Source organism: Paenibacillus sp. P36, assembly GCF_045866505.1.
GTDB classification, from domain to species: Bacteria; Bacillota; Bacilli; order Paenibacillales; family NBRC-103111; genus Paenibacillus_E; species Paenibacillus_E chondroitinus.
This window is the reverse complement of the sequence record NZ_AP038372.1, coordinates 7,471,583-7,484,736: the sequence shown is the minus strand read 5'-3', so window position 1 is coordinate 7,484,736 and position 13,154 is coordinate 7,471,583. Positions and strand designations below refer to the sequence as shown.

The 13,154-nt window shown below is 49.1% G+C and carries 13 protein-coding genes; 9 read left to right on the top strand and 4 right to left on the bottom strand.

Annotated elements, in window-relative coordinates; all coding sequences use genetic code 11:
• Nucleotides 1-38: 38 nt before the first annotated feature.
• A complete protein-coding gene (locus ACKTT9_RS32810; protein ID WP_407869300.1) occupies nt 39-407 on the bottom strand; it encodes a c-type cytochrome in 369 nt (122 codons plus the stop codon).
• Between the two features lie 201 nt (nt 408-608).
• On the opposite strand from ACKTT9_RS32810, the gene ACKTT9_RS32805 reads away from it, so the two are divergent.
• From ACKTT9_RS32805 to tatA, 4 genes are read left to right on the top strand one after another with little or no spacing between them, the layout of a single operon-like run.
• Nucleotides 609-1,388, top strand: coding sequence for a gluconate 2-dehydrogenase subunit 3 family protein (locus ACKTT9_RS32805; protein ID WP_407869299.1), 780 nt, complete (start codon nt 609-611; stop codon nt 1,386-1,388).
• Nucleotides 1,389-1,422: 34 nt separating this feature from the next.
• Nucleotides 1,423-3,144: a GMC family oxidoreductase gene (locus ACKTT9_RS32800; RefSeq protein WP_407869298.1), complete on the top strand. Its 1,722-nt coding sequence runs from the start codon at nt 1,423-1,425 to the stop codon at nt 3,142-3,144.
• Nucleotides 3,145-3,183: 39 nt separating this feature from the next.
• Entirely contained in the window at nt 3,184-3,915 is a 732-nt protein-coding gene (tatC, locus tag ACKTT9_RS32795) for a twin-arginine translocase subunit TatC (protein WP_407869297.1), read from the top strand.
• A gap of 53 nt (nt 3,916-3,968) precedes the next feature.
• On the top strand, nt 3,969-4,166 hold the full coding sequence (tatA, locus tag ACKTT9_RS32790) for a twin-arginine translocase TatA/TatE family subunit (RefSeq protein WP_127456556.1): 198 nt from the start codon (nt 3,969-3,971) through the stop codon (nt 4,164-4,166).
• 346 nt (nt 4,167-4,512) lie between these two features.
• On the opposite strand, the gene ACKTT9_RS32785 is transcribed toward tatA, so the two are convergent.
• Nucleotides 4,513-4,920 carry a cytochrome-c oxidase gene (locus tag ACKTT9_RS32785; protein ID WP_407869296.1) on the bottom strand — a complete coding sequence of 136 codons (408 nt, stop codon included), beginning with the start codon at nt 4,918-4,920 and terminating at the stop codon, nt 4,513-4,515.
• Between the two features lie 240 nt (nt 4,921-5,160).
• On the opposite strand from ACKTT9_RS32785, the gene ACKTT9_RS32780 reads away from it, so the two are divergent.
• The 3 genes from ACKTT9_RS32780 (at nt 5,161) to ACKTT9_RS32770 (ending at nt 7,317) form a co-directional block, all read left to right on the top strand.
• Nucleotides 5,161-5,361, top strand: coding sequence for a hypothetical protein (locus tag ACKTT9_RS32780; RefSeq protein WP_127456559.1), 201 nt, complete (start codon nt 5,161-5,163; stop codon nt 5,359-5,361).
• A 113-nt stretch (nt 5,362-5,474) separates the two neighbouring features.
• Entirely contained in the window at nt 5,475-6,803 is a 1,329-nt protein-coding gene (locus tag ACKTT9_RS32775) for a DRTGG domain-containing protein (protein ID WP_407869295.1), read from the top strand.
• 31 nt (nt 6,804-6,834) lie between these two features.
• A complete protein-coding gene (locus tag ACKTT9_RS32770; protein WP_407869294.1) occupies nt 6,835-7,317 on the top strand; it encodes an SRPBCC family protein in 483 nt (160 codons plus the stop codon).
• A 422-nt stretch (nt 7,318-7,739) separates the two neighbouring features.
• Here the strand turns inward: ACKTT9_RS32770 and ACKTT9_RS32765 are convergent, their stop codons facing one another.
• Nucleotides 7,740-9,050 (bottom strand): aminotransferase class I/II-fold pyridoxal phosphate-dependent enzyme, encoded by a 1,311-nt coding sequence (locus tag ACKTT9_RS32765; RefSeq protein ID WP_157325945.1) that lies wholly within the window; start codon nt 9,048-9,050, stop codon nt 7,740-7,742.
• A gap of 114 nt (nt 9,051-9,164) precedes the next feature.
• Nucleotides 9,165-9,755, bottom strand: a complete 591-nt coding sequence (locus tag ACKTT9_RS32760; protein WP_407869293.1) for a GNAT family N-acetyltransferase — start codon at nt 9,753-9,755, stop codon at nt 9,165-9,167.
• A gap of 132 nt (nt 9,756-9,887) precedes the next feature.
• Between ACKTT9_RS32760 and ACKTT9_RS32755 the strand changes: the two genes are divergently transcribed.
• Nucleotides 9,888-11,582, top strand: coding sequence for a PLP-dependent aminotransferase family protein (locus tag ACKTT9_RS32755; RefSeq protein WP_407869292.1), 1,695 nt, complete (start codon nt 9,888-9,890; stop codon nt 11,580-11,582).
• A gap of 77 nt (nt 11,583-11,659) precedes the next feature.
• Nucleotides 11,660-13,099 (top strand): NAD-dependent malic enzyme, encoded by a 1,440-nt coding sequence (locus tag ACKTT9_RS32750; RefSeq protein ID WP_127456564.1) that lies wholly within the window; start codon nt 11,660-11,662, stop codon nt 13,097-13,099.
• Nucleotides 13,100-13,154: the final 55 nt, after the last annotated feature.

Below are 13,154 nucleotides of genomic sequence, written 5' to 3'. Positions count from 1 at the left end.
AAAATCCCGCACTCTTTATGAGGCGGGATTTTTTGTGTTTATTTCTTGTCGGCAAGCCAAGTAGCGAGGGATGAAATTTCATCATCGGATAACTTGCCTTTAAAGCTAGGCATTGCGCCTTTCCCGTTTGTCACTGTTGAAGCTACTTGGTCCTTAGACAGCTTGCTGCCTACTTTTTGAAGATTAGGTCCTACGGCACCTTCCAAGTTGACGCCATGGCAGCTAACACAGTTGGCTTTGAACACAGCGGATGCTTCAACCTTCGTTGTAGTCCCTGTGCTCGCTGATGGGCTAGCTGACACAGATGGGCTTGCAGAAGCGGCCGGGCTCGGTTTTGTTTCGGTTTTACCGCAAGCAGCTAAAGAACTGGCGAGCAGCAGAGAGAGGACTAATAACGTTTTCTTCATGTGAACTTCTCCTCATATACATAGGTTCAAGTGCAAGACAGCCACTGGTTGCATGCAAAATCTGCATAATGACTGTAAATTTACATTGCCCGAATTGCTAATTTTTCATACAACAATGAATAAGAAAACGGGTATGGGCTCATGATATCCATAACTACCATAACTAACCTATCGTTCATAAAATTCCAAGGAGGCAATCAAATGGCTGAGAAAAATGTGGAAAATTCTCCTGACCAGTCGCGACGCAGTTTCCTGAAATATACCGGTACCGCCATAGGTGGAGTGGTGGTCGGAGGGGTGATTGGCAGTGCGATTTCCGGTGGATTTACCAAAAAGTCCACGACGCCAACCCCTTCGCCATCACCATCGGCATCCCCGCAAGCTCAAACCGGAATGGACTACAACAGAGCGCCTATGTTCTTCAATCAGGCTCAGCTGCAAATGACGGAAGCTGCGGCTGAACGCATTTTCCCCAAAGATGAAAGCGGTCCGGGGGCCACGGACTTAGGAGTTGCCTTTTACATCGATCATCAGTTGGCAAGCCCATGGGGAGTGAATGCCCGCACATATCGGATGGGTCCCTTTGTCAAAGGGGAAGCGACGCAAGGCGACTACTTAAGTATTCAGCGCCACGAGTTGATTACTATGGGCCTGCAGAGCATGGAGGAAACGAGCAAGTCGAAATATACCAAATCCTTCGTGGAGCTGGCTCCTGAGGAACAGGATGCGATCCTGACCTCGATGGAAAAAGGCGAAATTAATGTGGTAAATGGCGTAACGGGTAAAACCTTTTTCAACCAATTCCGTGTGCTTGTGATGGAAGGCGTGTATTCAGACCCGCTATATGGGGGGAATAAGGATATGCAGGGTTGGAAGATGAGGAAATATCCGGGCAACCAAATGAGCTACACCAATATCATGGACAAGGATCAATTCGCTGTTATGGAACCGCGGAGCTTGCATGATCATTTTGTTCATTAAGTGTGAAATCCAATGAGGGAAGGGAATAAAGCACATGGCTACTAAAATGCCAAAAGTTCCGGTAGTTATTGTTGGAATGGGATGGGTCGGGGGCATCATTGCTGCCGAGCTGTCCAAGCAAGGAGTCAAGGTGGTTGGTTTGGAGCGCGGAAAGCCAAGAGACACCAAGGATTACTACATGGTACATGACGAGCTGCGATACGCCTCCAGATACGATCTGATGCAGGATCTATCCAAAGAAACGGTGACGTTCCGTAATACGGATAAAGTAGCGGCAGTTCCTATGCGAGAATATGGTTCCTTTTTGCTGGGTGAAGGGCTTGGCGGGTCGAGCATTCACTGGAATGGACAAACGTACCGGTTTCTTCCGTACGATTTTGAAATCTACAGCAAAACGGTCGAGAGGTACGGCAAACAGAAAATCCCGGACGGAATGACCATCCAGGACTGGGGCATTACATATGACCAATTAGAGCCTTATTTTGATAAATTTGAAAAGCTGGCTGGCATCTCGGGGGACCCGGATCAGAATCCGATGGTGGGCAAGCGTTCGAATCCATTTCCAACCAAGGCCATGGTGAAAACGCCGATTCTGAAATTGTTCGAGGATGCGACGAAAAAATTGGGTTATCACCCTTACATGATGCCGTCTGCGAATCTATCCGAACAATATACGAATCCGGACGGGATCACCAGAGCAGCCTGCCAGTATTGCGGATATTGTGAGCGATTCGGCTGTGAGTATGGAGCCAAAGCGGATGCTGTGGTCACAGTGCTGCCGATTGCTCAGAAGTCGGGTAACTTCGAACTTCGTTCTTACTCGAATGTGATTCAAGTGTTAAATGACGGCAAAAAAGCTAGCGGCGTTGTGTACGTCAACACAGTGACAGGAGAACAGTTCGAGCAGCCTGCTGATGTGGTCATTATGGCCAGCTATGTGTTCAACAACATTAAGCTCCTGCTGACGTCCAAATTGGGTAAACCTTATGATCCAGCCTCCGGTAAAGGAGTAATCGGTAAAAATTACTGCTATCAAACGAACGGCGGCTCGGCTACCGGATTTTTTGATGACAAAGAATTTAATCTGTTTGCCGGTGCTGGATCGCTGGGTATGGAGATTCCGGACTTTAATGGAGATAATTTTGACCACAGTAGTCTTAATTTCCTTCATGGAGCTGGGATTCGGATATCGCAAACCGGACAACGGCCAATTGCTACCAATTCCGTTCCGAAAGGCACGCCAGCTTGGGGGAAAGATTTTAAACAGAAATCGCTCAAATACGCGAACAGTGTTTTGGCCGTATCCCCGCAAGGTTCAAGTTTACCTTGGAAGCATCACTATGTAGATCTCGATCCTACTTATAAAGATGCCTATGGGCTCCCGCTGCCGCGAATTACGTTTGATTTTGAAGAACAGGATCGGCAGATGATCAAATTCGTGAGCGGTAAAGCCGCTGAAATTATGAAGGAAATGAATCCAACGAGCATTGGTTCATCGGATCAGCTCGGGCCTTACAATATCGTGCCATACCAGTCCACGCATAACACAGGCGGTGTGATCATGGGCTCGGATCCTTCGACTTCAGCTGTGAACTCCTATTTGCAAATGTGGGATGCAGAAAATGTATTCGTTGTCGGAGCATCGGCATTCGCTCATAACAGCGGGTATAACCCGACAGGTACCGTTGGAGCTCTTGCGTATAGAGCCGTTGAAGGGATCGCGAAATATTTGAAACAAGGCGGAATGGTCGTTTAAACAATGCGCCGACATGACCCTATAGATCGGAGGGATCAGATGGGGCAAGAAGATTTGATTTTGCATCTCACTGAGGTTCGCAAGCGGTTGATTATTGTTCTTGCTTGGTTTCTAGTTATGCTCTGCGCAGGGCTGTATCTTTCCAGTGACATCTTGCTGTATTTGAAAACGCAGCCTATGATCGGTGAGATTAAGTGGAATGTGTTCTCGTTTACAGATGGGCTGATGATTTATATGAAGTGCGCTTTTCTCTTCGCTTTATTGTTTACAGTGCCGGTGATGCTCTACCAATTGTGGGCATTCGTCAGGCCAGGGCTAACAGAAGCGGAGTCTAAGAGCGCTCTTCCCTACATCCCTGTGGCTTTTGCGCTTTTCATCATCGGGGTAGCGTTCAGTTATTGGGTTGTCTTCCCTATGATGGTTCGCTTTATGATGCGCATGAATCAAACGATTGGCGCGGTGGAAACGTACGGCATCGACCGGTATTTTGGGTTTCTGTTCCAAATCGTCTTTCCGATGGCGATCGCGTTCGAACTGCCTGTGATTCTTCTCTTTCTGACCAAAATAGGACTGCTGACGCCGGAGCGCTTGAAAATGTCCAGGAAATACGCGTACATCGCTTTAACGATCACAGGCTCCTGCATTTCGCCTCCGGATATGGTTTCACATCTCTCGGTTACCGTGCCCTTGCTGCTGTTGTTTGAGATCAGCGCGTTGGCTTCCAACTGGCAGTGGAGAGCGATGAGGCAAGGTAGGCTGGAGAATAGTTGAGGAAGACAAAGCAGTCTGATAAGTAGCAAAGTTTTTATAAAAGGAGGATACGTATGTTTAACAATATTGGTGTATCAGGTTTAATCTTGATTTTGGCCATTGCTTTAATCGTCTTCGGCCCGTCCAAATTGCCGCAGCTTGGAAGAGCATTTGGCGATACGCTGCGAGAGTTCCGCAATTCAACGCGTAATATTATGGATGAGGGCGAACGTGAGCATCTGATTGAAAATGAAGGGAAGAAGCCTTTTTGAGATGGTGAGTCGGCTGTAGGGAAGATGAGGGTGACTCATCAAATGAGAGGAAGGGAACTATGGTCCCCTATTTTGATGAAATGGAACACTTTTCAAGAAGTAGGGGAACTACGATCCTCTATTTTATCAAATTGAGCTGAAAAATGTGCCACGGGGGACAAATAAGAGCCTGTAGTTCCGCTTAGAAAGGAAACAGCTCTTTTTGCTCCGAATAAGGGACTCTAGTTCCCTTGGTATAGGGCTGTTCGCTTAAAGGACCGTCAGGATGTGGAATTCCTGGCGGTTTTTTCACAACAAAACCTCGACCCTCCGCGAAGGATGGTCGAGGTTTTGCGTATTTATAGGATTAGCCGGGCAAATCCTTTTTGTTCGCTTGTTTCACAGCTGTATTTCCAAGCTGCAGGAACAAGTTTATCGTAAAGAGGATGATGCCAATAACGACAAGCAAGGAGCTGACAATGACAAGCGGGAGCATGGCGGAATTGCCGGAAATAATCTCAATCGCGAGTCCACCCTGCATAAGAGGCAAGCCAATGTTATGTAACCAGAAGTGAAGCTTGGCAAGGCGCGTTTCTGATGCATGCGGATAGAAGTGATAGATGAGACCGAAGAGCGCCATCGAAACCCAACCTAGCAAATTCAAGTGCGCATGGACCGAGGCCAGTCTAAAATCTTGAATAATGCCCTTCAACATTCCGAGTAGAACAGCGAGCGTGATGTAAATCGCAGCAATTTTCAAAAATGTCTTAGCCATTTAGCAGATCCCCTCCAAATTTTTACTTCACACTTATTGTATGTTTTATACAACGAAAAACAAGTCACGAGGAATCAAATTGGATGAAATATTTTATTAAACGGATAAGACGGTATATTGTTATAAAATAAATTAAATTTTTGGTATTGTTTCACATATAATTTCATTATTTATATAATATATTGTAATTGTGTTTAATGTAATAATACATTAATCGATATGATGAAGGGGGAGCATGTTATGAGCAGCTTGGCATCTTCGATGGAGTTCGAGAGTAAAAAGGTTCCACGCCACCGCACCTACGACTTTCAGAGAGTTATGGCGAATCGGCAGGAACGAAGAGAACACGAGGAGTGTGGAGAGACAGCTTTCTATCCCATATCACCAGTAGCCTTGGCACTTTATTATGGATTTGATTATGACACAGAGCCTGTCGGGTAATCCGGCAGGTTTTTATATTGGACAGCGGCTGGTGGAGCCTTAATCTTACTTTTTCCAGTTGAATAGACTATACTTATTTCAATGTTATAGCACAGTTCAGCGAGGTGTGAACGATGAGCACAGGCCATTCGGAGCTGCATACGAAGCATGAACAAATTACGAAGTATATTGAATCTTTGCCTGTCGGCACCAAGCTGTCTGTTCGGCAAATTGCTCAAGATTTGGATGTGAGTGAAGGAACGGCTTATCGAGCCATCAAAGAGGCGGAAAACATCGGGCTAGTCAGCACCAAACGCCGGATTGGTACGATACGCATGGAGAAAAAAGAGGAGCCTGTCATCGATAAGTTAACGTTCGCAGAAATCGTGAATGTGGTGGAAGGCGTTGTTCTTGGAGGAGCAACAGGCATACATAAGTCACTGAACAAGTTCGTAATTGGCGCTATGCAGCTGGAAGCGATGCTGAAATACATTGAAGCGGGCAACTTGCTAATTGTCGGTAATCGCGTGCAAGCCCATATGTGCGCACTTAGCCAAGGGGCCGGGGTGCTAATTACGGGCGGGTTCGATACGACGCCTGAAGTCAAAGAGCTGGCAGATGAACTTCACCTGCCGATTATCGGAAGTTCTTTTGATACGTTCACGGTGGCTACGATGATCAATCGCGCGATGGAAGACAGGCTGATTAAAAAGAAAATACTGATGGTCGGCGACATCATGCGGAAAGATAGTCCGATTTACTCGCTGGAAGGAACGGACACCGTCAAAGATATGCAAAAGCTGGCGGAGAAAACCATGCACACGCGCTATCCTGTCATCGACGGCAAAAGGGCGCCCATTGGGATGATTACCACCAAGGATATTGTCGGTGCGAAGCCGAGCCAACTCATCAGCAGCTTAATGACGCCGAATCCGCTCATGATTAATTTGAAAACATCGGTCGCTTCAGCAGGGCACATGATGGTGTGGGAAGGGATTGAACTGCTGCCTGTTATTGATAACGAGCGGAAAATGATCGGCGTCATTAGCCGCAAAGATGTCATGAAGGCAATGCAGCATATGCAGCAGCAGCCGCAGAACGCAGAGACGTTCGAGGTGCAGATCTATGCAGGGATCGACGAAGTGCGCGATGCCGAGGGCAAGTTGTCTTTTAGAGGGACGATTACGCCTCAAATGACGAACTTCGAAGGTTTGGTATCGGAGGGGGTGCTCACCACGATTATGATTCGTGCAGCTTATCGCACGGTGAAGGAGCATAAGAAGGGCGATCTCATTCTGGATAGCTCATCCAGTTATTTTCTGATTCCGCTGCAAATGGACGAGGTCTTTGAAATTGTGCCGACGATTGTGGAAATGACGCGCCGATTCTGCAAAATTGATATGGAAATCACGGCGAATGGAGCCAGGGTGGCCAGATCGATGTTTACGGCACGCATCCTATAAAATTGAATTAAAATCAAAGGAGGATATGCACATGCTTGCTTCGATTCATAAAAAGGATAACGGGTATATCGCACAGTTCGATCGTCCGCTTGGGCATGCTGTCAGCGAGGTTTGGGCAGCCCTTACCGAGAATGAGCGCCTAGAGAAATGGATGGCCAATCTTCAAGCCGATGATCTGCGCAAGGGTGGCCATATGAAATTTGATATGAAGGATGGCTCGGGTACTTTAATAGATATGGAGATTACCGATTATGAGCCGATTTCCGTATTGGAGTTCACATGGGGGAAGGATCGTGTCCGGTTTGAAGTTTCGTCAAGATCAGAAGGTTCCTTGCTTGTTTTAAAAGAATTCATTAGCACGATGACGGACCACACGCCAAAGGACTTAGCCGGCTGGCATGTTTGTCTGGACATGATGGCTGCGCTGCTGGATGGGCAAGCGATGGAATTCCCGATGGATGAGTGGAAGAAATGGTACGAGCAGTATGGTGAGCTGGTGAAACAGGTTGGTTGATAGGTAGGCTGACCGGAACAGTTGGCCTGGTGCGCTGCCGCTTCCCTGACTCTCTAACGGACACAGTTGATGTTATTTGGCGAATTATAGGCGTTTTGAAAATCTAACGGACACCAGCGCCGCTATTTGCTTGTTTCTGTCTTGATTTCGCCTCGAAATCGGCGAATAAGGTTTCCTGTGTCCGTTAGATAGTGGGACGGGGCTATTTTGACGATATTAACGGCAGTGGAGTCCGTTAGACTTGGTTGGCAGGTTCATGACAAAGGGTATACCATGAATCAGGACAGGACAGCTGGTTGCCCGCTAATCATGCTCGGGTGGCAAGTGTCTGAATGGGAAAATTTTCATAATATTCGCATAAAAAAGAGGCTGCTCATAGGTCGGTATAGACCCTATAAGGCAGCCTCTTTGTTTCGTTTCGGCTATTTGCTAGCGGAGACGGTTTCGATTTCTTTTACGCTTTGGTAGATGAGGTTGAACAGTTCTTCCAGGCTGCCTTCTTCAATACAGGAGAAAGCGACGCGAAGATCAGTCGTTCCAAGAGCGATAGTACCCACACCATGCTGATCCAGCAAGTGGACACGCAAAGCCTCGGCATCAACAGTTTTGAGCTTCAGGCACATGAAGTAACCAGAGTTGAATGGGTAGTAGCCCCATGCATCGTCGAACTTGCCGGAGTCCAAAATGGACTTCGTACGGTTAGCACGGCCTTTCATGATCTCATATTTCTCTTGCTTCTGCTGATTGAACTCCGGGGAGTTAAGCGCATGAAGCACGAAAGTTTGCGATGGGTGAGGGCCGCTGGAAATCGTTGCACGGATGATCCCCATTGTTTTTTGTTCTAGTGCGCTCAGCAACGCTTCGCTTTGGCCGGCATAAGTGACAAATCCAACGCGGAAGCCCCAGACGTATTCTTCTTTGGTAGCACCGTCAATTTTGACAGCGAGCACGCGCGGGTGAATGTCTGCTAATTTACCGAACAAGGACTCATGCAGGGAACCTTCGAAGAAAAGTCCGAAATAGGCATCGTCGGTTAGTACAACAACGTTGATACCAGCTTCAGCTGCATCTTTGATCGCGGCAGCAATCTCATTCCCTTCTTCAGCCCCAGGCGTGTAGCCTGTCGGGTTGTTCGGGAAGTTCAAAACAACAATGGCTTTGCCTTTGGATTGTTGAGCCAAAAGCGCTTCGCGCAGGCCAGCGGCATTAAACTTCTGCTCCTCGTTGTAGAGCGGATAGTTCACAATTTTTGCGCCGCGGCGGATTTCGAAAGTGAGCTCGTAATTTTCCCAGTTTTTGTCTGGAATAATAACGGAGTCGCCTACATCAGCGAAAAGATCCGCTGCAATACTAAGACCGTGCGTCAACGCATTCGTTACGATCGGGTTGCCGATCAGTTTGCTGCCGATCTCAGGGTTTTCTTCGAGCATTTTTTTGCGCCATGCGCTGCGGAGCTCGGGCTTACCGGCTGGCGGCGCGTATTCATATATATCTTTGGGTGCGTAGGTAGAGAGAGTATCTTGAATGACCTTCAAGTGCATCGGCTGACCGTTTTCGATCGCAATGCCAATCGTAGCATTGTATTTTTTGGCCTTTGCCTTGGCTTCAGCCGATTGGCTAAGAATGCCTTCTTTCGGGAAGTAAATCGATTTACCTAATGCAGAAAGCATGTCAAATACGTGAGAATTTTCACGTTCCAGGGTCTCGTTTAACTGTCGTGCCAGAGGATTCATAAGCATGGGTCATTCCTTCCAATTTGCTATTCATTTTTTGCAGTTATTATACCACTTTCCCTGGAGAACGTCACTGCGAGAAACAAATTTTTTTGGATAGATTTTTATTCGGATCTAAACGTTTACTCGATTTAAAAATCCTTCTAGGCGTTGCTTCGCATCCACCCATTCACGGTCAATGATACTGAACATCACGGTGTCCCGCACATAGCCGTCATGAAGCACGCGATGTTGGCGAAGCGTACCTTCTTTCTGGGCGCCTATACGCGCAATTGCCGCTTGGGAGCGTTCGTTTCTTAGGTCTGTTTTAAGCTGCACACGCAGGAGGTCTAAGGTTTCGAAGCAGTGCCGCAGCAGCAAATACTTACACTCCGTATTGATTCTGGTTCGCCAAACACGCGGATTGTACCATGTATGGCCGATCTCGACATGCCGATTTGCGGCAGAGTAGTCGAAAAGGCGCGTGCTGCCGACGAAACTGTCGGAGTGCTTGTCGTATACGCTGAATGGAATGCCTAGGCCAGCTTTTTGCTCATCCAGCGCTTGGCGGACAAATTGTTCAACGGCTGAAGGTTGAAGCAGCGGAGTCATGTAGGCAAAGATAGCAGGATCCGACGCCGCCTCCACTAGAGCGCTAATGTGAGATTCCTGCATCGGCAGTAGAGTAACTTGGGTACCTTCTAGCGTGATTGGTTGGAAATTCATGGGCATATTCTCCTTGTCAAAAAGCCGGATTTATGAGATTTTAGTAAGCATAATGGAAAAATGGTTTAATAAAAAGATCCAATTTAATTGTGTTTTTATGGACCAATTGAAAAAGGCAAAAGGGGGGCGAGTATGGATTTTCATATACCGTACCATACCTACCAGGCGAAATACGGGAGTAAATATACGGCTTTGTATCATGCGCTGCATGACAACATTTTGGCGAATAAGCTGCTGCGCCATACGAAGCTGCCATCAAGCCGTGAATTAGCTGCACTTTATGGGCTATCGCGGGGCACCGTTAATCAAGTGTACGATATGCTGATTGCTGAGGGTTATTTGCAAGCTGATGTGGGCAGAGGGACTTATGTTGTTTATAACGGGGTGCAGGAGAAGCAGGTGCCGTTCGAAGGGAAGGATATTCGGCTTTCGGATTGGGGGACGCGGGTTTGTGAGGCGGATCGGGATGGACGCTGGCAGAGGCGGGAGCAAGGACGGGAGTTAGAGCTGGAGCTGGAGCAAGGGCGAGAGCAAGGGCAAGGGCGAGAGCAAGGGCGAGAGCGAAGGCAAGAGCAAGAGCAAGAGCGAGGGCAAGAGCGAGAGCGAGTGCAAGGGCGAGAGCGAGAGCAAGGGCAAGGGCAAGAGCGAGGGCAAGGGCGAGAGCGAGAGCGAGAGCAAGAGCCGGAGCCAGGGCAAGAGCAAGAGCAAGAGAAAGGGCAAGATCAAGGGAAAAAGATTGCGTTCGTGATGGGTCGGCCGCATTTGGATGAGTTTCCGCGGGAGCTATGGAACCGCGGGATGTACGAGCAGGTGCGGCGGATGACGGAGTCGCCGCAGGAAGAGGCATACGTCGCCGAGGGGCATTATGCGCTTCGCGAAGCGATCGCACAGCACCTGAGGCGAATACGCGGCATCGAGGCGCCGCCGGAGCGCATCGTCATCGTTAACGGGTCGATGCAAGCGATCGCGCTGCTGACCCAGGTGCTCGTAAACGAAGGCGATCCCGTCATCCTGGAGCGCCCGGGCTACCAAGGCGCCAGCCGCGCGGTGTCGGCGGCCGGCGGTGTGCCCATCCACGCTCCTGTGGATGAGCAAGGGCTTGTCCCGCAGCCGTGGAACGCACGGCTGCTGTTCGTGACGCCCAGCCGCCAATTCCCTACGGGGGCGGTGCTGGGGCTGGAGCGCCGCCAGCAGCTGCTGCGCTGGGCGGCGGAGCAGGGCGCTGTCATCGTCGAAGACGACTATGACAGCGAGTTCAGGCACCGCGGGCGGCCGATCGAGCCGCTCAAGGTGCTGGACCAGGAGGGCCGAGTGGTCTACATCGGCACCTTCTCCAAAACGATGCTGCAGGACCTGCGCATCGGATATGTCGTGCTGCCGGAGGCGCTGCACGACGCCTTTGTAGCCGCGAAGCGGCTATACGAGCCGCACCCTTCGGGGCTGCTCGAACAGCGCTCGCTCGCCGCCTTCATGGCGAGCGGCGGCTACGAGCGACACCTGCGCCGCATGCGGCGGGTGTACGCGAGCAAGTTCTTGCTCCTGCAAGCGCTGCTGCAGGAGCAGCTCTCCACCCTCTTCGACTGGGTGGAGAGTGATGCGGGGCTGCATCTGTTCGGCTGGTGGCGGGGAGATCCCCGCACCTATGCCGCTTATGCAGCCGAGTGCCGTAAGATCGGCGTCGCCTGGAGCGACGCCGGTTCCTACGGCATCCCCCCGGGGAAGGCCGGGGCATGCTTCGGTTTTGCGCATCTCACGGAGCAGGAAATACGCCAAGGCGTTGCCGCCTTGCGAGAAGTTTCAGAAATTGTCATAAAATCAACAATATGATTTTGGCATGGTTGACAGAGTATGCTATGATCTAACATGTGGTCAATTAATCATTTTATTGTAGGAGTGATCCCTAAATGGCAGGATTAAATGGTGGAGGCACAAGCGTGATTGTGCGTTTGGAAATACATAAAGAACAGGTCACGTTTGGGAAAATTGCTACAGCCATAGGCGATGCCGGTGGCGATATCGTCGCGGTTGACGTGACGCGAGCCAGTAAAACAACAACAACACGTGATATTACCGTTCAAGTTAGCGATCCGGATCATACCGAAGTCATTGTTAAAGTATTGAAAGGTATTCCAGGTGTACGGTTAATTAACGTATCCGACCAGACGTTCCTTATGCATTTGGGCGGAAAAATTGAAGTCACTCCGAAGATTCCGATTAAAAATCGGGACGATCTGTCCCGTGTATATACGCCAGGAGTCGCTCGTGTCTGTATGGCGATTCATGAGGATTCATCCAAAGCGCACTCATTAACGATTAAACGTAATACAGTTGCCGTCGTTTCTGACGGAACAGCCGTCCTCGGACTTGGCAATATCGGCCCTGAAGCGGCTATGCCGGTTATGGAAGGTAAAGCTATGCTCTTCAAGCAAATGGCGGGCGTTGACGCTTTCCCAATTTGCTTGGACACACAAGATACAGAGGAAATCATTCGTACTGTCAAAGCCATCGCACCTGCGTTCGGCGGAATTAACTTAGAGGATATTTCGTCGCCGCGTTGTTTTGAAATTGAAGAACGATTGATCAATGAATTGGACATTCCGGTGTTCCATGACGATCAGCACGGAACTGCGGTTGTTATTCTTGCTGGATTGCTTAACGCAGTTAAAGTGGTGGGCAAACAGCTGGAGTCTTGTAAGGTTGTTATCACGGGCATCGGAGCGGCAGGAATTGCCTGCACGAAAATGCTGCTTGCTGCAGGCGTCACGAACGTCATCGGTGTAGACCGTCAAGGCGCAATCGTACGCGGTGAAAGCTATACAAATTCCATGTGGGATTGGTATGCGAATAACACGAATCCTTTCAAACTAAAAGGGACTTTATCCGATGTAATTGCAGACGCTGATATTTTTATCGGCCTATCCGGTCCAGGCGTTCTGAAGGTAGAAGATGTGAAGAAAATGGCTACGGATCCAATCGTATTCGCGATGGCGAACCCGACACCGGAAATCACGCCGGAAGAGGCAGAGCCTTACGTACGCGTCATGGCGACGGGCCGTTCGGATTATCCGAATCAGATCAATAATGTGCTCTGTTTCCCAGGTATTTTCCGTGGGGTGCTGGACTGCCGCGCTTCCCGGATCACGCAAGAAATGAAGCTCGCTGCAGCCAAAGCGATTGCCGCGGTAGTGAATGAAGATGAGCTAAATGAATATTATATTATTCCGAGCGTATTCAATCATGCCGTTGTTGAGAAAGTACGCGAAGCGGTTATGGAAGCAGCGTTTGAATCCGGTGTAGCTCGTCGCCGCAGCCAACGTGAAACACAAGAGTCTCATCACGAATAAAAATCAATAATTAAAGCCAAAAAAACCTTGCTCCAGCAGCTGTTTCCAGCTTGCA

Coding starts and splice junctions, on each gene's coding strand:
- tatA (WP_127456556.1), top strand. CDS start 3,969: ATGTTTAACAATATTGGTGTATCAGGTTTAATCTTGATTTTGGCCATT.
- ACKTT9_RS32805 (WP_407869299.1), top strand. CDS start 609: ATGGCTGAGAAAAATGTGGAAAATTCTCCTGACCAGTCGCGACGCAGT.
- ACKTT9_RS32785 (WP_407869296.1), bottom strand. CDS start 4,920: ATGGCTAAGACATTTTTGAAAATTGCTGCGATTTACATCACGCTCGCT.
- ACKTT9_RS32750 (WP_127456564.1), top strand. CDS start 11,660: ATGGCAGGATTAAATGGTGGAGGCACAAGCGTGATTGTGCGTTTGGAA.
- ACKTT9_RS32755 (WP_407869292.1), top strand. CDS start 9,888: ATGGATTTTCATATACCGTACCATACCTACCAGGCGAAATACGGGAGT.
- ACKTT9_RS32780 (WP_127456559.1), top strand. CDS start 5,161: ATGAGCAGCTTGGCATCTTCGATGGAGTTCGAGAGTAAAAAGGTTCCA.
- ACKTT9_RS32770 (WP_407869294.1), top strand. CDS start 6,835: ATGCTTGCTTCGATTCATAAAAAGGATAACGGGTATATCGCACAGTTC.
- ACKTT9_RS32775 (WP_407869295.1), top strand. CDS start 5,475: ATGAGCACAGGCCATTCGGAGCTGCATACGAAGCATGAACAAATTACG.
- ACKTT9_RS32765 (WP_157325945.1), bottom strand. CDS start 9,050: ATGAATCCTCTGGCACGACAGTTAAACGAGACCCTGGAACGTGAAAAT.
- tatC (WP_407869297.1), top strand. CDS start 3,184: ATGGGGCAAGAAGATTTGATTTTGCATCTCACTGAGGTTCGCAAGCGG.
- ACKTT9_RS32760 (WP_407869293.1), bottom strand. CDS start 9,755: ATGAATTTCCAACCAATCACGCTAGAAGGTACCCAAGTTACTCTACTG.
- ACKTT9_RS32800 (WP_407869298.1), top strand. CDS start 1,423: ATGGCTACTAAAATGCCAAAAGTTCCGGTAGTTATTGTTGGAATGGGA.
- ACKTT9_RS32810 (WP_407869300.1), bottom strand. CDS start 407: ATGAAGAAAACGTTATTAGTCCTCTCTCTGCTGCTCGCCAGTTCTTTA.